Source organism: Teichococcus aerofrigidensis (genome assembly GCF_054073225.1).
The window spans coordinates 71,157-88,280 of the sequence record NZ_JBSXMU010000001.1; the positions used below are offsets into that span (position 1 = coordinate 71,157).

18 protein-coding genes are annotated in these 17,124 nt (G+C 67.8%); 7 read left to right on the forward strand and 11 right to left on the reverse strand.

The window, feature by feature from the left end; genetic code table 11:
- Window positions 1-167 precede the first annotated feature (167 nt).
- Window positions 168-2,534, reverse strand: a complete 2,367-nt coding sequence (locus tag ACVMLK_RS00350; RefSeq protein WP_099095895.1) for a heavy metal translocating P-type ATPase — start codon at window positions 2,532-2,534, stop codon at window positions 168-170.
- Between the two features lie 164 nt (window positions 2,535-2,698).
- Here ACVMLK_RS00350 and ACVMLK_RS00355 point away from each other — a divergent pair, with 164 nt between their 5' ends.
- Window positions 2,699-2,902, forward strand: coding sequence for a heavy-metal-associated domain-containing protein (locus ACVMLK_RS00355; RefSeq protein WP_099095896.1), 204 nt, complete (start codon window positions 2,699-2,701; stop codon window positions 2,900-2,902).
- Between the two features lie 90 nt (window positions 2,903-2,992).
- Here ACVMLK_RS00355 and ACVMLK_RS00360 read toward each other — a convergent pair whose 3' ends face one another.
- The 9 genes from ACVMLK_RS00360 to ACVMLK_RS00400 all read right to left on the reverse strand — a co-directional run bounded on the left by ACVMLK_RS00360 (window position 2,993) and on the right by ACVMLK_RS00400 (window position 10,286).
- Entirely contained in the window at window positions 2,993-3,355 is a 363-nt protein-coding gene (locus ACVMLK_RS00360; RefSeq protein WP_099095897.1) for a hypothetical protein, read from the reverse strand.
- A gap of 166 nt (window positions 3,356-3,521) precedes the next feature.
- Window positions 3,522-3,848, reverse strand: a complete 327-nt coding sequence (locus ACVMLK_RS00365; protein ID WP_099095898.1) for a hypothetical protein — start codon at window positions 3,846-3,848, stop codon at window positions 3,522-3,524.
- A gap of 178 nt (window positions 3,849-4,026) precedes the next feature.
- Window positions 4,027-4,500 carry a DUF411 domain-containing protein gene (locus tag ACVMLK_RS00370; protein ID WP_099095899.1) on the reverse strand — a complete coding sequence of 158 codons (474 nt, stop codon included), beginning with the start codon at window positions 4,498-4,500 and terminating at the stop codon, window positions 4,027-4,029.
- A 10-nt stretch (window positions 4,501-4,510) separates the two neighbouring features.
- A complete protein-coding gene (locus ACVMLK_RS00375) occupies window positions 4,511-5,746 on the reverse strand; it encodes an ATP-binding protein (RefSeq protein WP_099095900.1) in 1,236 nt (411 codons plus the stop codon).
- Window positions 5,743-6,510, reverse strand: coding sequence for a response regulator (locus ACVMLK_RS00380; protein ID WP_099095901.1), 768 nt, complete (start codon window positions 6,508-6,510; stop codon window positions 5,743-5,745). Before ACVMLK_RS00380 ends, ACVMLK_RS00375 begins: the two co-directional genes overlap by 4 nt.
- Window positions 6,491-6,946, reverse strand: coding sequence for a plastocyanin/azurin family copper-binding protein (locus tag ACVMLK_RS00385; RefSeq protein ID WP_099095902.1), 456 nt, complete (start codon window positions 6,944-6,946; stop codon window positions 6,491-6,493). The genes ACVMLK_RS00380 and ACVMLK_RS00385 overlap by 20 nt, the downstream gene beginning before the upstream one ends.
- Before the next feature lie 8 nt (window positions 6,947-6,954).
- The gene (locus tag ACVMLK_RS00390) at window positions 6,955-7,710 is read right to left on the reverse strand and encodes a copper resistance protein B (protein WP_099095959.1); all 756 of its coding nucleotides are present in this window, start codon (window positions 7,708-7,710) and stop codon (window positions 6,955-6,957) included.
- 5 nt (window positions 7,711-7,715) lie between these two features.
- Complete coding sequence (locus ACVMLK_RS00395) at window positions 7,716-9,671, reverse strand: copper resistance system multicopper oxidase (protein WP_457485299.1); 1,956 nt, start codon at window positions 9,669-9,671, stop codon at window positions 7,716-7,718.
- 45 nt (window positions 9,672-9,716) lie between these two features.
- Complete coding sequence (locus tag ACVMLK_RS00400) at window positions 9,717-10,286, reverse strand: cupredoxin domain-containing protein (protein ID WP_099095904.1); 570 nt, start codon at window positions 10,284-10,286, stop codon at window positions 9,717-9,719.
- Between the two features lie 1,716 nt (window positions 10,287-12,002).
- Between ACVMLK_RS00400 and ACVMLK_RS00405 the strand changes: the two genes are divergently transcribed.
- The 5 genes from ACVMLK_RS00405 (at window position 12,003) to ACVMLK_RS00425 (ending at window position 16,276) form a co-directional block, all read left to right on the forward strand.
- Entirely contained in the window at window positions 12,003-12,356 is a 354-nt protein-coding gene (locus tag ACVMLK_RS00405; RefSeq protein ID WP_099095906.1) for an ArsR/SmtB family transcription factor, read from the forward strand.
- Window positions 12,353-12,778, forward strand: coding sequence for an arsenate reductase (glutaredoxin) (arsC, locus tag ACVMLK_RS00410; RefSeq protein ID WP_099095907.1), 426 nt, complete (start codon window positions 12,353-12,355; stop codon window positions 12,776-12,778). The genes ACVMLK_RS00405 and arsC overlap by 4 nt, the downstream gene beginning before the upstream one ends.
- 108 nt (window positions 12,779-12,886) lie before the next feature.
- A complete protein-coding gene (locus ACVMLK_RS00415; protein ID WP_099095908.1) occupies window positions 12,887-14,200 on the forward strand; it encodes an arsenic transporter in 1,314 nt (437 codons plus the stop codon).
- 52 nt (window positions 14,201-14,252) lie between these two features.
- Complete coding sequence (gene arsH, locus ACVMLK_RS00420; RefSeq protein WP_099095909.1) at window positions 14,253-14,990, forward strand: arsenical resistance protein ArsH; 738 nt, start codon at window positions 14,253-14,255, stop codon at window positions 14,988-14,990.
- Window positions 14,991-15,178: 188 nt separating this feature from the next.
- A complete protein-coding gene (locus ACVMLK_RS00425; RefSeq protein WP_007002456.1) occupies window positions 15,179-16,276 on the forward strand; it encodes a YncE family protein in 1,098 nt (365 codons plus the stop codon).
- 74 nt (window positions 16,277-16,350) lie between these two features.
- Here ACVMLK_RS00425 and ACVMLK_RS00430 read toward each other — a convergent pair whose 3' ends face one another.
- Window positions 16,351-16,752 carry a MerR family transcriptional regulator gene (locus tag ACVMLK_RS00430; RefSeq protein ID WP_198368137.1) on the reverse strand — a complete coding sequence of 134 codons (402 nt, stop codon included), beginning with the start codon at window positions 16,750-16,752 and terminating at the stop codon, window positions 16,351-16,353.
- Window positions 16,753-16,857: 105 nt separating this feature from the next.
- On the opposite strand from ACVMLK_RS00430, the gene ACVMLK_RS00435 reads away from it, so the two are divergent.
- Window positions 16,858-17,103, forward strand: coding sequence for a heavy-metal-associated domain-containing protein (locus tag ACVMLK_RS00435; protein ID WP_007002454.1), 246 nt, complete (start codon window positions 16,858-16,860; stop codon window positions 17,101-17,103).
- Window positions 17,104-17,124: the final 21 nt, after the last annotated feature.

The following is a 17,124-nucleotide window of genomic DNA, read 5'->3' on the forward strand; positions in this document are numbered from 1 at the left end:
TTCCGCACCTGCGCTGCCTCGCTTAACCTCGCTTCGAATGCGACCACGACGCCTGGAGCTGCGGGGCATCGCAGGCCGGATGTCATTGCTGTCGCCTTGCAGCACCGGCGTGCTCGCCCTGGCGGCCGGGGGCGAGCACGCCGATGCCTTCACAGGACCAGGCGGGCCTAATCCTGCAAGCGGACGGCCCGCAGGCGCAGCGCGTTGCCGATGACCGAGACAGAGCTCAGCGCCATGGCCAGGGCCGCCACGATCGGGCTGAGCAGCAGGCCCAGGACCGGGTACAGCACGCCCGCCGCCAGGGGCACCCCGGCCGCGTTGTAGACGAAGGCGAAGAACAGGTTCTGCCGGATGTTGCGCATCACCGCGCGCGACAGGAGCCGCGCCCGCGCGATGCCCGCGAGGTCGCCCTTCACCAGGGTCACGCCCGCGCTCTGCATGGCGACGTCCGTCCCGGTGCCCATGGCGATGCCGACGTCGGCCTCCGCCAGCGCCGGGGCGTCGTTCACGCCGTCGCCCGCCATGGCGACGACCTTCCCCTTGGCGCGGAGCTCCCGGACGATGCGGTGCTTGTCCTCGGGCAGGACGTCGCCCTGGAAGTCCTCGATGCCGAGCCTGCGGGCCACCGCCTCCGCCGTCGTGCGGTTGTCGCCCGTCAGCATGACGATGTGGATGCCGCTGGCGCGCAGGCTCTCCAGCGCGGCGGGCGTGCTCTGCTTGACAGGGTCGGCCACCGCGATGACGCCGCCCGGCCTGCCGTCCACGGCCAGGAAGAGCGCCGTGCCGCCCTCACGCCGGAGCTCGTCGGCCCGGGTGGCGAGACCACCCAGGTCGACACCAAGCTCCTGCATCAGCCGCGCGTTGCCCAGCGCGACTTGGCGCCCCCCCACCGTGCCGGTCACGCCCTTGCCCGTGACGGACGCGAAGTCGGCAGGCTCGCGGAAGGCCATGCCGCGTTCCTTGGCGGCGGCCACGACCGCGGCCGCCAGCGGGTGCTCGCTGGACCGCTCCAGGCTGGCGGCCAGCGGCAGCACCTCGGCCTCGGTCAGGCCGGGTGCCGGGACCACGGCCACGACCTTGGGCTTGCCCTCCGTCAGCGTGCCGGTCTTGTCCACGACCAGGGTGTCGACCTTCTCCATGTGCTCGAGCGCCTCGGCGCTCTTGATGAGCACGCCCGCGGACGCGCCCTTGCCGACGCCGACCATTATGCTCATGGGCGTTGCCAGGCCGAGCGCACAGGGGCAGGCGATGATGAGCACCGAGACGGCCGCGATCAGCCCGTAGGAGAGCGCGGGACTCGGGCCCCAGAATGCCCAGGCGACGAAGGCCAGCGCCGCCACGGCGATGACCGCCGGGACGAAGTAACCGGAGACCGTGTCGGCCATGCGCTGGATGGGCGCCCGGCTGCGCTGCGCCTCGGCGACCATGGCGACGATGCGGGAGAGCATGGTGTCGGAGCCGACCTTGTCCGCACGCATGACCAGCGCGCCGGTGCCGTTCACGGTGCCACCGATGACCTTGGACCCCGGCGCCTTCTCGACCGGCAGGGATTCGCCGGTGACCAGGGACTCGTCCACGGCGCCGCTCCCTTCCAGCACCGCGCCGTCCACCGGCACGCTCTCGCCCGGGCGCACCCGCAGCCGGTCACCGACGCTCACCTCGGCCAGCGGGATCTCCTCGTCCTCGCCGTTTTCCTTGAGGCGCCGCGCCGTCTTGGGCGCCATGTTCAGCAGGGCGCGGATGGCGCCGCCAGTCTGCTCGCGGGCGCGCAACTCCAGCACCTGGCCGAGCAGGACGAGCACCGTGATAACGGCGGCCGCCTCGAAGTAGACGGCGACGGTGCCGTCCATGCCGCGGAAGCCCTCGGGGAAGACGCCGGGCGCGAAGGTCGCGACCAGGCTGTAGAGGTAGGCGGCGCCGGTCCCGAGGGCGATCAGGCTGAACATGTTCAGGCTGCGGTTCCTGAACGACTGCCAGCCGCGCACGAAGAAGGGCCAGCCCGCCCAGAGCACGACAGGCGTCCCGAGCAGGAACTGGACCCAAACGGAGACCCTGGGCGGCACCAGGTGGTGCAAGTCGAGGCCAGGAATGTGCGAGCCCATCTCCAGGACGAGGACGGGCAGGGTCAGCACCAGGCCGATCCAGAACCGCCGCGTCATGTCGGCGAGTTCCTCGTTGGGCGCGGCCTCGGCAGTAATCTCCAGCGGCTCCAGGGCCATGCCGCAGATGGGGCAGTTGCCCGGGCCCTGCTGCCGGATCTCCGGGTGCATGGGGCAGGTGTAGATGGCGGCCTTCTGCGCAGCCGTCGGCGCGACAGCCTTCTCCGGCTTCAGGTACCTGTCCGGGTCAGCCTCGAACTTCGATTTGCAGCCTGCCGAGCAGAAGTGGAAGGCAGTGCCGTGATGTTGGGCGTGGTGCGGCGTCTTGGCAGGGTCAACCGTCATCCCGCAGACCGGGTCGCGCACCAGAGTCTGGTCGTCGTTAGCTGGCGTATGAGCGCCGTGACCATGGTGATGGTGGTGATGCTCTCCCATCTGCGGGACTCCTCCAAGACTGCTGTGCTCGACGTTCGGTGCTCTAGGAGGTGGGGTTTCCCATTGTGGGAAGGTCAAGGGCGCCGATCGGACACCCTGCTGGCCTTGACCTTCCCATAGTGGAAAGCCCCACCTGTTGGACGGTCATTGAGGAGGAGAGCACGATGTACCGCTTCGACGTTCCCGGCATGAAGTGCAGTGGCTGCGCCAAGAAGGTAGAGGGCGCCATCAAGGCCAAGGACACCGCTGCCGAGTTCAGCGCTGACGTGGAGAACAGGCGGGTGACCGTGATCTCCTCGGTATCCCAGACGGAGCTCGCCGCGGCCATCCAGGAAGCGGGCTACGCCAACCAGCCCGTGCCCGCCTGAGCTTCCCGGCAACGAGCTGCGCCGGACACCGTAGCCGGAGCAGGCTGCTCCGGCGACTGTGATGCCGTCCTGCGCCAGCGTCGGCCGGTGCTACATGTGATGCCGGACGTGCGGGTTGCTCATCACCTCGGCCGTCTTCGCACCGTAGTGGTGGTCGGGCTGGATGTAGGCGACGCCGCTCGATTCTCCGCCAGTCGGAACCGGAACGCCGGGGACCGGGTGCGCGGCGCCGGGATCGAGGTAGCGAATCCTCAGGTTTTCCCCGCCCCCGGCAACGGCGACACGCCCGCCACCCACGACGTTCTCGTCATGGCCGGGCGGGTAGACCACGGCAAAGTTCTCGCCCTGCCCAACAACCTCGATGGGTCCGTTGGCGTGCGCTACCGCGGCGGAAGTGCCGATCGCCGCAAACAGGGAGAGGGCGAAAAGCGCGGATTGGAAGCGGGGTGTCATAGCGAGATCCTCAATCAGGTTTGCCGTTTCTCGTCCGGCACCTGGAGAGGATGGGCCGCCACTGTGTCAGCCCGCTTACGCCATCTTATCAATTGGTGTCAGCGGAACTGCACCCCGGCTTCCGTGCGGGGCGGGGCACCCCCGGGGACGCCCCGCCTCCATCTCGTCAGTGGTTCATCATCTGACAGTGCTGCATCATCTGCTGCATCTGCGGCGACAGCGAGCCCTGCTGGGCCTGCGCCCGCATCTGCTGACAGTGCTGCATCATCTGCTGCATGTTCATGCCCCCCATGTTGTGACCCTGCATGGAGCCCATGCTGCCCTGGGCGGCGGACGAGCCCGGCGGCGTCGTGGATGTCGGAGGCAAGGACATCTGAGACGAAGTCGGGGTCGCCGCAGGCGGGCCGCCGGGCTGCGCGCAGGCGGCCACGCCGAGCAGCAGCGTTGCAGCCAATGCGACCTTCCCGATCGCCTTTGAAGTCATTTGGACCATGTGTCCTCCTTGAGATGGCAGGGGTTCGGCAGGCGCCCCGGTCCGCCGCGGCGGGCTGGAGCGACGACGTTGCACGGCGAGCAGGCGTTCACAGGGGGTGACCGGCGCGCCTTGCATGACGTGGAACGGCAGCATGCTTCGAGGCAGCATGTTGCAGTGGAGATGGCGGAAGGTGTGCTCATACGACCTCCAGTCCTCGGAAGCGCATCCAGGGCCGCCAGGCGCCGTCACGTGTGAAGGCGACGACGTCGTAGGTGGATGGCTGCTCTCCCGGTACTTCCATACCCGGAACACCGATCGGCATGGCGGGCACGGAAAGCCCAGCAACGGCTTCGGGCCTTTCCTTGAGCAGGCGCCGAATTGCCGCGGCGGGGACATGCCCTTCCATGGCGTAACGACCAATCTTCCCGGCATGGCAGGAGAGCAGATCCGAGGGTGTGCCGAGCGCCTGCCGGTATGGCCCGACCGCATCCACGACCTTGTCGTCGACCTCGAAGCCCTCGGCCCGCAGGTGCTCGACCCAGCCGCCACAGCAGCCGCATGTGCGGTCCCGCCAGGCTTCCACCTTGGGCGGGCCGCCGCAGGCCGCTGGCAGCAGGGCTGCCGACATCGAGACGAGCATCAGTCCGCGACGGGTGGTGAGAGTGTGCATGCTCGCGCTCCTAGGCTGGCCTGGGCAGGCGGATGCTGGCCCGCAGGCCTCCGCCCGCGAGGTTCTCGAGGGTCACCGACCCGCCATGGCGGCTGACCGCCTGCCGGGCGATGGCCAAGCCGAGGCCCGAGCCGCCGGTCCCACGGTTGCGGGACTGCTCCAGCCGGTAGAACGGCTGGAAGACGCTCTCCAACTGCTCCTCGGGTACCCCGGGCCCCGCATCGTCGACGTGGACCACGAGTTCCCGTCCCAGGTCGGTGAGTGCCACCCGGACTGAGGTGCCGTACTTGACGGCGTTGTCGATGATGTTGGCGAATGCGCGCTTGAGCGCGATAGCCCGGCAGGGCAGGCGCGCCTGGGACGGCCCCTCGTAGCTCGCCGTCTTGCCCATGTCCTCGGCGTCGCCGCAAAGCGTCTGGAGCATCGCCGCGATATCGGCGGAACGGACCTCCTCCTGCTCCTCGTCGCCCCGCAGGTAGGCCAGCGTGGAGGCAATCATGGCATCCATCTCGTCGAGGTCGGCGTCGATCTGCCGTTGCGCCTCGGCGTCGTCCAGGAAGCCCGCGCGCAGGCGCAGCCGTGCCAATGGGGTCCGGAGGTCATGACTGACGGCCGCGAGCGCCTGTGTCCGGTCGGCAATGAGGCGGTCGATGCGCGCCTGCATGCGGTTGAAGGCCTGCGCCGCCTGCCGGACCTCGCGAGGTCCCTCCTCGGGCACGGTGACCGTCTGCCCGGGCCTGCCGATGCGGTCGGCCGCATTTGAAAGTTCCCGCAACGGCCGCGCGATGAGGCGCACCACCAGCAGCCCCAACACCAGGATGCCCAGGGCCATGGCAGTGGTGGAGAGCAGCGTCGCATGCTCCGGCTGCGCTTGCAGCGGGTCGGCGTGGTACCAGAGATGGCTGCCGTCCGGCAGGCTGACCGCGCCTTCAGCCTCCAGATGGCCCGTATGGGGGAGGTCCTGGATGCCAATGGCCCCTGTGGCGGGGCCTGCCTGCCAGCGCACCTGGAACCCCGGTGAAGACAAGGCCTGCGCCACGGCACCGCGGGCATGCGGCGGCACCATGCCGACAGCGCGGGCGGCGGCGCCGACCCGCTCGCTGGTCACCTTCTGCTGCGTGCTGCCAAGGAGGATGTCGCTGCCAGTCTGGTGCAGCCACAAGCTGCCGACATGGAAGGCCATCAGGCCGACCAGCAGCACCAGGATGATGCGGCCAGCCAAAGTGCTGGGCAGCAGCCGCCTCATTGGCGCGTCACCGCTGGCACGAACATGTACCCGGCGCCCCGGACCGTCTTGATGATGGCGGGGCTGTCCGGCAGCGGTTCCAGCTTGCGGCGGAGGCGGCTGACCATCACGTCCACCGAACGGTCGATGCTGTCCGAGATGCGGTTGCGGGCGAGGTCCAGCAACTGGTCCCGCGACAGGACGCGCTGCGGGTGCTCACAGAAGGCCAGCAGCAGGTCGTACTCGCCGCTGGACAGGTCGACCGCCGAGCCGTCGGGCGCCGCCAGTTCGCGCCTTCGCGTATCCAGCACCCAGTCGGAGAACACCATGCGGTCGCCGGTGACCATTCCCGTGCGGGCTGGACCGCCCTGGGCACGTCGCAGGACGGCCCGGATGCGGGCCAGGAGTTCCGGACGGCTGAATGGCTTGGGGAGGTAGTCATCGGCGCCGAGCTCGAGGCCCACGACCCGGTCGGTTTCCTCGCCGCGGGCGGTCACCATGATGATCGGGACCTCCGATTTGGCGCGGAGCATCCGGCACAGGTCGAGTCCCGATTGACCCGGCAGCATCACGTCCAGCAGCACGAGGTCCACTGGGGACAGCGACATGGTGTCCCACATCTCCGCGCCGTTCCGCGCGCCCGTCACCCGGAAGCCGTTCTGGCGCAGGAGCTTGGCGATGAGCGTGCGCATCTCCCCGTCATCCTCGACGACGAGGATGTGGGCCTCGAGGGGGAGCGTACTGCCCCGGCCCTCCCGCTCGCTGTCAGGACTGACCGGCGGCACCGGCGAGGACACCCAGCTTCGCCCGCGCCCTCGGCGCCAGGCCAGGGGCCGATGCAGCTTTCGCTGCGAACTCGGTCATGTCAGCGTCTCCCACCACAATCAGGGCCACCATGCCCAACCCAGTGTGGGGTGTGCATTGCACGGGGTAAACGCCGGGCCGCTCGAAGGTCACCGTTGCCTCGCTGTTGAACGGCACGGTGAGCGGCGGCGCGCCCGCAGGCCAAAGCGACTGAATGGCGGCGACGTTGTGACCCTTGTCGGTGGGCTCGAAGCGGACGGAGCCGCCCACCGGGACCCGCACCAGGGCGGGGTCGTAGGCGAAGGTGTCGCCTGCCGCGGGTCCCCGGTTCAGCTCCCGGACTGTCACGGCGGGATCCGCGGCGGCGGCCGTCCCGGTCATCATCAGCAGCGCGGCGAGGGTCGTGCGGATCATCATGGTTGGCCTCAGAAGAACAGACGGATGCCGGTCATGAAGGTCCAGCCGCCGACATCCTCGCCTTCGTTGCGCGCGTACCGAGCCGTGTCGCCGAGCTTCCGCTCGTAGCCGACGCCGATATACGGTGAGATCTCACGGGTGACCTCGTAGCGCAGGCGCAGCCCGGCCTCGACGTCGTTGATGCCGCTGCCGACGTGAAGTTCGGGCACCTTCTGGAGCGCGAAATTGGCCTCGATGTTGGGCTGGAGCACCAGGCGCTGCGTGATGTAGGCGTCGTAGGACACCTCCGCGCGTGCCGACAGGTCGCCGCGCTCGCTGACAAAACCCTGGAGGTCGACCTCGAACATGCCGGGCGCCAGCCCTTGCAGGCCGATGACGCCGTAGAAGCGGTCCGGCTGGGGACGTATGTCGTAGCGGACACCGGCCTGGAAGTCCCAGTAGTAGCCGACCAGGCGCGAGTAGAGCAGTTGGATCTCGGCACTCTCGACCCGGCCGTTCCGCGCCATCTCGCCCTCGGTCTTCAGCCAAACCCGGTTGACGTCGCCGCCATACCAAGCCTGCCCGTCCCAGCGGCCGATGTTGGGGCCGTCCAGCCCCCAGCCGTACTCCAGCTTCTCGAACAGCACGGCGCCGGTGAACACCTCGTGGCTGAACGGGGGCTCCGTGCTGTGCTGCATCGCCTGCGCGTACGCCGGTGCGGCCTGGAGGGCGGCCAAGCTCAGGACGGCCAGGGCGGCGGCGGTCTGGATGCTCTTGGTCTTCATGGCCATCACCGCGCCGAGACCGACTGCCGCGCCGCGACGACCGACACCTTGCGCATCATCCCGGTCTCCATGTGGTAGAGCATGTGGCAGTGGAAGGCCCAGCCGCCGGGCGCATCCGCTTCGATGTCGACATCGACCGTCGAGCCGGGCTTGATGTTGACCGTGTGCAGCAAGGGGTTCTCGGCCCCGTTGCCGACCTGCGGGATCATCCACATGCCGTGCAGGTGCATCGGGTGGTTCATCATGGTCTCGTTGACGAAGCGGAAGCGGGCCCGCTCGCCGAGATGGAGTTGGATGGGCTGCGCCTGGCTGAAGCTGTTGCCGTTGATGGACCAGAAGTACCGTTCCATGTTGCCGGTCAGCCGGATCTCGATGACGCGGGTGGGCTCGCGCACCGGGTAGAGCGGCTTGGCGGCCCGCAGGTCGCGGTAGGACAGCACGCGGGCGCCCGGCAGGGCGCCGACGTCGTTCACCAGGGGGTCCGGCATCGCCATGCCGCCATGGCCCATGGCACCGTGGTCCATGCCGCCCGTCGCACCGGCGCCCGTCGAACCATGGTTCCTGCCGGGCATGCTGCTGTGGTCCATGCCCGGCATGCCGCCCATGGCGCCATGGTTCATGTCAGCCATCCCGGCATGGTTCATCCCGGCCATGCTCGAGTGTTCCATCCCCGCCATGCTTCCATGGTTCATGCCGCCCATGGAACCTTGCTGCATGCCCGCGGAGCCCCCGGCGGGCACCTGCATGGAGGAGTGGTCCATGCCACCCATGTCCATCGGCGCGACATGGCCAGGCGCGTCCACCTCCGGCAGCGGCGTGCCGCGGTCGAGGCCGCTGGGCCCGTAGTTCATGCCCATGTCGGCCATGGTCAGGACAGGGCGCGGGCGGTGCGGCGGCAGCGGCAGGGCGGGCAGGCCTTCCCGCGTGGCCAGGCTGAACTGCGCGAAGCCCTGGCGGCCCATGGATTCCGCCAGCACTTGGTACTGGCGCCCGTCGCGGGGACGCACCAGCACGTCGAAGGTCTCGGCCGGGGCGATGCGGAACTCGTCCACAGCGACGGGGCGGACGTTGTTGCCGTGCGCCTGGACCACGGTCATCTCGAGCCCGGGGATGCGCACGTCGAAATGCGTCATGGCGCCGCTGTTGATGAAGCGCAGGCGGACCGTCTCGCCCGGCCGGAACAGTGAGGTGAAGTTCTGTGCCGGGGTGTGGCCGTTGACCAGATAGGTGTAGCCGCCGACATCCTCGATGTCGGTCGGGTCCATCCGCATGTCGCCCCACATGATGCGGTCGGAGACGATGGCCGAGCGCGCGGCGCCGTCCGGCGCGCGGCGGAGCTCGCCGACCAGGCTGGCCAGGGTGCGCTTGTTGTAGTTGTAGTAGCCGGGATCGCGCTTGAGGTTGGCGATGACGTGGCTCGGCGTCTCGTCCGTCCAGTCCGACAACTGGACGATGTAGTCGCGGTCGTAGCCGAAGGGTTCCGGCGTCGCGGGGTCGATGACGATGGAGCCGTAGATGCCGGACTGCTCCTGCACGCCCGAATGGCTGTGGTACCAGTAGGTGCCAGCCTGGACGAGCGGGAAGCGGTACTGGTGCGTCCCGCCCGCGTCGATGCCCTGGAAGCCGTCGCTGATGCCCGGCACGCCGTCCTGGCCGCTCGGCAGGATCAGGCCGTGCCAGTGGATCGAGGTGTGCTCGCGCAGCCGGTTGGTGACGTTGATCACCACCTCCTCGCCCTCGCGGAAGCGCAGGACGGGACCCGGGATCTGCCCGTTGATGGACATTGCCGGGCGGCGGCGCCCGGTGATGTTGGCCGTCACGTGCGACAGGGTCAGGTTGAACTCGCGCGGCATCGCCCGGCCGACGGCGGGCTGCGCCAAGGCGCCGGGCGCGGCCGGGAACGCCAGGGCGGCGACCCCGAGGCCCAGGGCCCGCCGCCTGCTCAGCTTGTCATTGGTCATCGTTCGGTCCCCTTGGCCACGTCCACTGCGGGCTGGTCTTGCCGGTCAGCGCGAGAAGGTGACGTTGCCCACCATTCCGGACTCGTAGTGGCCCGGGATGTTGCAGGCGAACTCCAGGCTGGTGGCCCTGGTGAACTTGAAGACCATCTCCCCCGTCTTGCCGGGGTCGACCAGAACGGCGTTCGGGTCATCGTGGCGCATCGCGCCGTGATCCATGCCGCCGTGTCCCATGGCGCCATGGTTCATGCCCGGCATCCTGGAGTGGTCCATGCCAGCCATGGCATCCTTGCTGGTCGCCGACATCATGCCGCTGTCGAACATGGCCCGCATCTCGCGCTGGTGCTGCTGGTGCATGACGGCGGTGCCGATGTTGAACTCGTGCAGGAGCTCGCCAGCGTTGCGCACCCGGAAGCGGACGGTCTCCCCGGCCCGGACCTGGATGCGCTGCGGCTGGTAGCTGTTGTCCCGCATGACGATGTCGATCGTCCGCCTGACGTCCTGGGCACGGCCACGGGTGCCGAATGCCTGGTAGGCCGAGTCCGCAGAGGCAGGCTGAATCTGGGCCGCAGCGATGGCGGCCAGGATGGCGGCCGCGATGGAGGTGGCAAGGCGCATCGGTGAGCTTCCCCGGTCTGTGCAAGCAGGGGCAGGTCGGTGGCCTGCCGCGTGAACTCGATGCGGCCAAGATGGCCTCCGAGTGCGAGCCCGAGATTGCCCAAGTGTGACAAGATATTTCAGGTGAGGGAGCGCAGCGCGGTTCGTGACATGGGCCTGCCCACAGCGGCACGGTGTCCAGCCTGCCACTCAAACCTTCACCGTGAGGGGGACAGATCGCGCTACAGGTGACCGGGCTAAGGCGGGGTTGATCCAGGAAGCGACCTGCCCACCCAATCCCTGAACCTCGACAATCTGGGTGCAGCCAGCCTGGCGGTAGGCTCTGTTCAGGCACCCCCCCTGAAAGTGGAGGAGGCTCAGATATCAACTTGTAGTGACGATTCCGTCGTGTATTTTCCGCGGCCAAGTTCGTCTTCCGACCAAGGTGCAAGGCCGCTGGCTTTGCTGATAACGGCTGAGTCCCTGCTGTCAGGCGCCGTTTGCCCGAGGGTTTAGGGAAACGTCGTCGACGGAGCGCACCTTGTCGCAGCCTATGCCTTATTGGCAGAGCCAGCCGAGATACGATGGAGGGGTCTACGACCTGACCCATCTCCAGCCATGGAACACCACCATCTTGGCGCCCGGCTCACCCGGCCCTGAAGGTTCGGCGGGCAGTGAGAAGGTTCGGATGCCCATTTGCTTCAAGTTCAGCTATCACTGCTGCACGGACAAGGATTCGACAAGGCTTGGCTTGGGAGACCTTGTGGTTGAAAGCGAGCGGCCGGAAGAGAGGCGGCGCCTGTGTCCAGTTCGCTGGTTTGCCAGCCGGAACCTGAAGGAAACGTTGAGAAGCGCCATGAGCGGGCGCTTGGCGCCCATCAACAACTATCAGTGGGTACTCCACACAAAGCTGCCTGGCATTTCGCACACTTGGATCGTTTTCCTGAAGTTCATGCCTGGCCCGCCCAACGGCTGCGCTATCGCTAGCGTGGAAACGTCTTACCTCACCGGCGACCCGATAAAGGGCGGGAGAGAGGAGAACTTCGCGTACATTGCTCATAGGACGCGTCAGACGGGACAGCTCTACGGCGTCAGATAGCCCGAAAAAGCTTTGGGGCCAGACCCGTCGGCCTGACCCCTCCGCAACACTTCCGTGTAAATAGATACCCAATTTGATCCGCGATAGTGCCGCAGATACCTGCTTCCACAGGCTGGGGCACCCGTTAGGATTGAACCAAGTGGCTCAAACCAGCGTTCCAAGTGCAGTCTGAAGGTATGTTCAGTTAGCCTCAGCGTCAAGAGGTGAGGCCCCCAAGCGCAAGTAATCCCCCTTAAACCCGTATGAACGCGGGTACCTGTGGTCCTTGCTTGAACTGCGTCTGCCTCCCCAGGAGAACCACGCGAGCACCATGGCTCCGTTGGGCCTGGGGCGTGGCGCTCGGTGGCTCCGGCGTGGCGACATGCTTGAGTGGCGGCACTTCCCGCTCATCGTCCTGGAGCGCCGTCCCTCCGCCCCGAAGGCGTTCGTGCCGGTCAGGGTGAGCCATGTCGGTTTCTGGGAAGTGGCTTGCACTGAAGGTCCGGCTGCTGTGGGCGCACAGCCGTCATGGCCGGGTCTGGCCGGGCACGGACAGGCCGCTTCCGGGGTAGGCTCGCCTGGGAAGCAGACACCTGCTTCATGCGGCGAAGCACTCCGCATGAGCTTGACTGCGCCAACATATCGGCGATACTCGATATATGGAATCGGAAGACGCCCTCGCGTGCCTTGGCGCCCTGTCACAGTCGACCCGGCTGGAGACCTTCCGGTTGCTGGTGCGCCATGAGCCCGAGGGCCTGCCTGCGGGCGAGGTCGCCCGACAGCTCGAGGTTCCCCAAAACACGATGTCCACGCACCTGGCGGTGCTGACGCGCGCTGGCCTGCTTCGTTCCGAGCGCCACAGCCGGTCCATCGTCTACCGGGCCGATGCCGAGCGCCTGCGGGAGATGATGCTGTTCCTCGTCAAGGACTGCTGCGGCGGACGCGCCGACCTGTGCCAGCCCCTGGTCGCCGACCTGCTTCCCTGCTGCCCGCCCGAGAAGGCCACCCCATGAGCGACGTCACCATCTACCACAACCCGGCTTGCGGGACGTCCCGCAATACGCTGGCCCTCATCCGCAACAGCGGCGAGGAGCCGAAGGTTATCGAGTACCTGAAGACGCCGCCGACGCGGGAGGTGCTGGCCGACCTCATCCGGCGCATGGGCGTCCCGGTGCGCGACGTCCTGCGCCAGAAGGGCACGCCCTACGAAGAGCTTGGCCTTGGTGATCCGTCCCTGACCGATGACCAGTTGCTCGACGCCATGGTGGCGCACCCCATCCTCATCAACCGTCCCATCGTGGTGACACCGCTCGGCGCGAAGCTGTGCAGGCCGTCCGAGGCGGTGCTCGACATCCTGCCGAACCCGCAGCAGGGCGCCTTCACCAAGGAGGACGGCGAGAAGGTCGTCGGTGAACCGGGCCACCGCCTGATCTGAGTCGGGCGCCCGCGCCCTCCCATTCCGGGGACCGACGAGCCAAGCCGCTGACCATCGCTGACAGCGGATGGTCCGGCGCGCCCTGACGCCCGAGAGAACACGCCCTTCATGCTGGCCCTGGCCATCTTCGTCCTCACTCTCGTCCTGGTCATCTGGCAGCCACGCGGTATCGGCATCGGCTGGAGCGCCATGGGCGGCGCCGTGCTGGCGCTCCTGACGGGCGTCATCGGCTGGGCCGATGTCCCTGTGGTCTGGGACATCGTCTGGGACGCCACCTTCACCTTCGTGGCGCTGATCATCATCTCGCTTCTGCTGGACGAGGCCGGGTTCTTCCAGTGGGCCGCGCTGCACGTGGCGCGCTGGGGCGGCGGAAACGGGCGGCGGCTGTTTCCGCTTGTCGTGGTGCTGGGCGCGCTCATCGCTGCCTTCTTCGCCAATGACGGCGCCGCCCTGCTGCTGACGCCCATCGTCATGGCCATCCTGCTGCGGCTGAACTTCTCCGCAGGCGCCACGCTCGCCTTTATCGTCGCCTGCGGCTTCGTGGCCGACACCACCAGCCTGCCGCTGGTGATCTCCAACCTCGTCAACATCGTCTCGGCCAACTATTTCGGCATCGGCTTCGACCGCTATGCGGCGGTGATGGTGCCGGTGAACCTGGTGGCGCTGGTGGCAACACTCGGCGTGCTCTGGGCCTACTATGGCCGCCAGGTGCCCGCGAGCTATGCGTTGGACCGACTGGAGCGGCCCGGCGCCGCCATCCGCGACCACCTCGTCTTCCGGGCGGCCTTTCCGCTGCTTGCGGTGCTGCTGCTGGCCTATTTCGTCCTGGCACCGCTCGGCGTGCCGGTGGCGGCCGTGACCGGCGCCGCAGCGCTCCTCCTGCTGGTGCTGGCCGGGCGCTGGCACCGGGGAGGGCAGGGCGCCCTTGTCTCCATCCGCAAGGTACTAGGCGAGGCTCCCTGGCAGATCGTCGTGTTTTCGCTCGGCATGTACCTGGTGGTCTATGGCCTGCGGAACGCCGGGCTGACGGACCATCTGGCTGGCGCACTGGAATGGCTGGCCGGGCATGGCCTCTGGGCCGCCACCATCGGCACGGGCGTCGGCGCCGCGCTGATCTCCTCCGTGATGAACAACATGCCGAGCGTGCTGGTGGGCGCCCTGGCTATCGAGCAGGCGCGGGGCATCCCGCTCGCCATCCGCGAGGCGATGGTCTACGCCAACGTCATCGGCTGCGACCTGGGGCCCAAATTCACCCCCATCGGCAGCCTGGCGACGTTGCTCTGGCTGCATGTGCTGTCGCGCAAGGGCACTACCATCACCTGGGGGCAATACATGAAGGTCGGCCTCGTCATCACGCCTCCGGTGCTTCTGGCCGTGCTGGCCGCCCTGGCGCTTTGGCTGCCCGTGGTGGGTACGCCGTGAGCAACACGACCAAGCGCGCCATCCGTCCGTTCCTGACGACGGGGAGACCCTAATGCCATCCGACCTCGACCTCACGCTGCCCAACGTTGCCGACGACCATCTGCAGATGCCGAATCTCACCCGGCTCGGCATTCCCGGCGCCAGCACGCACCCACCGCGCATCCTGCTGCTCTACGGCTCGCTGCGGGAGCGGTCCTACAGCCGGTTCCTGACGCTGGAGGCCGTGCGCATCCTCCGCCGCCTCGGCGCCGAGACGCGGGTCTTCGACCCCCGCGACCTGCCGGTGGTCGACAGCGTACCCGCCGACCACCCCAAGGTGGCGGAACTCCGAGAGTTGTCCCTGTGGTCCGAGGGCCAGGTTTGGTGCAGCCCGGAGCGGCACGGCGCCGTCACCGGCATCCTGAAGAACCAGATCGACTGGCTGCCGCTGGAGAGCCGCGGCGTCCGTCCGACCCAGGGGCGCATGCTGGCGGTGATGCAGGTCTCCGGCGGCAGCCAGAGCTTCAACAGCGTCAACACCCTGCGCCTGCTCGGGCGCTGGATGCGGATGATCACCATCCCCAACCAATCCTCCGTGCCCAAAGCGCATGAGCAGTTCGACGAGGCGGGACGCATGCTGCCGGGGCCGCTCTATGACCGCGTCGTCGACGTCATGGAGGAACTGGTGAAGTTCACCCTGCTGACTCGTGACATTTCGAGCCACCTGACCGACCGCTACAGCGAGCGCAAGGAGCGGGCGGAGAAGCAGGCCAAGGCGGACTTGGCTAAGCTCTCGGGCGCCGTCGGATAGGCGCTGGAGCTCTCGTGCGGACAGTAGGCAAGAGAGGACAACCTCTGCTCGTGAACGGATAAAGACGTTTCCACTGACACCAAGCCCACGAGAAGGCCGGGCTCAGGTAGCTGACAGGATTGTTGGTGCGGCGCGTTATTGTTAACGAGAGTTAATCTCAGCTACCCGTCCACCGGGAAAGGCCCGCCATGACAAACACGAACTCCGTCACCTATCCCGCCATGCCCACGCTTCGCCGCCGCCACGCGCTCGCGCTGCTCGGCGCGGCTGGCTTTGCCCTGCGGACTGCACCGGCGCGTGCCGCCGCGGTGGAGAAGAGCGTGAAGCTGGCGCCCGGCCTCTGCGAACTGGTTGTCAGCACCACCACAGGCCTTGTGCATGTGGCGAGCACCGGCCCGCGCGGCGCCGACGACGCCAAGATCCTTGGCCTGGATCCGCGTACCCTGGAGGTCCGCTCCACCATCGAGCTCGGCGCGAACACAGCTTTCGGCCTCGGCGTGAACGACAGCACCGGCATGCTGTTCGGCACCGGCACGCGCAAAGGCAGGGTGCTCGCCATTGACCTCCGCACCGGCAAGGTCAAGACGGAGATCGGCGAGGGCGAGAACAACCATCCGCGGCAGGTCGTCGTGGACGAGGCGCGCAACCGCGCCTTCGTCTCCAACTTCGGCTTCCGGGAGAAGCCGAGCGCCGTGTGGGTGGTGGACACGGCTGCCAACACCCTCGCCAGCGTCATCACGGAAGGGCTGGAAGGGGGTATCTCGGGCCTTACCCATGACCCTGCGGGAGACCGGGTCTTCGTGGCCGCCTTGCAGACGAACGAGGTGGTGGAAGTGAGCCTTGCCCGCCGCGCCGGGGTGCGCCGCTTCGCCTCCGGCGGGGACGGGCCAATCAACTTGGCCTTCCACGCCGCCAGCGGGCGCCTGTTCTGCACCAACCAGAAGAGCGGCCAACTGGCCGTGCTGGATGCCGCGTCCGGCCAGCCGGTCAAGGTGCTGGAGACAGGTGCGGGCGCGCTGGCCGTCACCTTCTCGACCGACGGTGCGCTGGCCTATGTCACCAACCGTGGGGCTGGCACGGTCAGCCTGGTGGACACGCGCGCGCTGACCGTGCTGGCGAGCCTGCAGACCGGCACGCACCCGAACACCGTGGCCGTGGATCGGCGCACGGGGCTCGCCTATGTCAGCAACAAAGCCCGCTCGGCGCCGCGTCCTGCCCAGGGCCAGCCTCCGGCCCCGGCGCCCGAGGACCCGAACGGTGACACGGTGAGCCTGATCCGCGCCTAAGATCATGGCCGTTCCGGCGGGCAACCGCTGAAACGGCCCGGAGTGGACACGGCTGGGAAGAGCCGTGTGAACGGTCAGGCGCCAGTGCTGGGACCGAGGGCTTCGATGATGCGGCACTCCGCCACCTTGCCGTGGCGGCACTGTCCGATGAGGGAATCCAGTTCGCGGCGCAGTGCCTGGAGGTCGGCAATCTTCCGGTCCACATCCTCCAGGTGCTCGCTGGCGATGACGTCCACCGCGTCGCAGGAGCGCTCGCGGTCCTCGGCCAAGTCGAGCAGTGTGCGGATCTGATCCAGCGAGAAGCCGAGGTCCCGCGCACGCCGGATGAAGCTCAGGCGGCCAAGGTGGGCCTCGCCGTAGGTCCGGTAGTTCCCGGCGCTGCGGGCCGGGGCCGGGAGCAGCCCCACACGCTCATACCAGCGAATGGTTTCCACCTTCGTCCCGGTCGCCCTGGCGAGAGCGCCGATGTTCAGCAAGTTCTCCAAAGACATCACCTTGACCCTGTAGCGACTACAGGGTCTATATAAGACGTCATCAGTTCCCCGCAACCAGCGGGGACCCACCTGCGAAGGAGGCAAGCGATGGCGAATGGTGACACGGCAGCAGGAACATCGGTCGACCTGCGTTACCGGGTGGAGGGCATGGATTGCTCCGGCTGCGCCCTGAAGATCGAGGGTGCGGTCGAGCAGATCGGCGGCGCCGAGGACATCCAGGTCAACTACAAGACGCAGACCCTGGAGTTCCGCCTGAATGAGGCGACCACGCCACGCTCGGCCGTCGAGGAGAAGATCCGCGGTCTGGGCTACGGTGTCGCGGCCCTGGCGTAACCAACAGGAACAGGATGACAG

Bases quoted from the DNA above. Each gene is read 5' to 3' on its own strand.
- ACVMLK_RS00375 (WP_099095900.1), bottom strand. From the start codon at position 5,746: ATGAGGCGGCTGCTGCCCAGCACTTTGGCTGGCCGCATCATCCTGGTG.
- ACVMLK_RS00425 (WP_007002456.1), top strand. From the start codon at position 15,179: ATGACAAACACGAACTCCGTCACCTATCCCGCCATGCCCACGCTTCGC.
- ACVMLK_RS00365 (WP_099095898.1), bottom strand. From the start codon at position 3,848: ATGGTCCAAATGACTTCAAAGGCGATCGGGAAGGTCGCATTGGCTGCA.
- ACVMLK_RS00400 (WP_099095904.1), bottom strand. From the start codon at position 10,286: ATGCGCCTTGCCACCTCCATCGCGGCCGCCATCCTGGCCGCCATCGCT.
- ACVMLK_RS00355 (WP_099095896.1), top strand. From the start codon at position 2,699: ATGTACCGCTTCGACGTTCCCGGCATGAAGTGCAGTGGCTGCGCCAAG.
- ACVMLK_RS00360 (WP_099095897.1), bottom strand. From the start codon at position 3,355: ATGACACCCCGCTTCCAATCCGCGCTTTTCGCCCTCTCCCTGTTTGCG.
- ACVMLK_RS00350 (WP_099095895.1), bottom strand. From the start codon at position 2,534: ATGGGAGAGCATCACCACCATCACCATGGTCACGGCGCTCATACGCCA.
- ACVMLK_RS00415 (WP_099095908.1), top strand. From the start codon at position 12,887: ATGCTGGCCCTGGCCATCTTCGTCCTCACTCTCGTCCTGGTCATCTGG.
- ACVMLK_RS00370 (WP_099095899.1), bottom strand. From the start codon at position 4,500: ATGCACACTCTCACCACCCGTCGCGGACTGATGCTCGTCTCGATGTCG.
- ACVMLK_RS00395 (WP_457485299.1), bottom strand. From the start codon at position 9,671: ATGACCAATGACAAGCTGAGCAGGCGGCGGGCCCTGGGCCTCGGGGTC.
- arsC (WP_099095907.1), top strand. From the start codon at position 12,353: ATGAGCGACGTCACCATCTACCACAACCCGGCTTGCGGGACGTCCCGC.
- arsH (WP_099095909.1), top strand. From the start codon at position 14,253: ATGCCATCCGACCTCGACCTCACGCTGCCCAACGTTGCCGACGACCAT.
- ACVMLK_RS00435 (WP_007002454.1), top strand. From the start codon at position 16,858: ATGGCGAATGGTGACACGGCAGCAGGAACATCGGTCGACCTGCGTTAC.
- ACVMLK_RS00405 (WP_099095906.1), top strand. From the start codon at position 12,003: ATGGAATCGGAAGACGCCCTCGCGTGCCTTGGCGCCCTGTCACAGTCG.
- ACVMLK_RS00390 (WP_099095959.1), bottom strand. From the start codon at position 7,710: ATGAAGACCAAGAGCATCCAGACCGCCGCCGCCCTGGCCGTCCTGAGC.
- ACVMLK_RS00385 (WP_099095902.1), bottom strand. From the start codon at position 6,946: ATGATGATCCGCACGACCCTCGCCGCGCTGCTGATGATGACCGGGACG.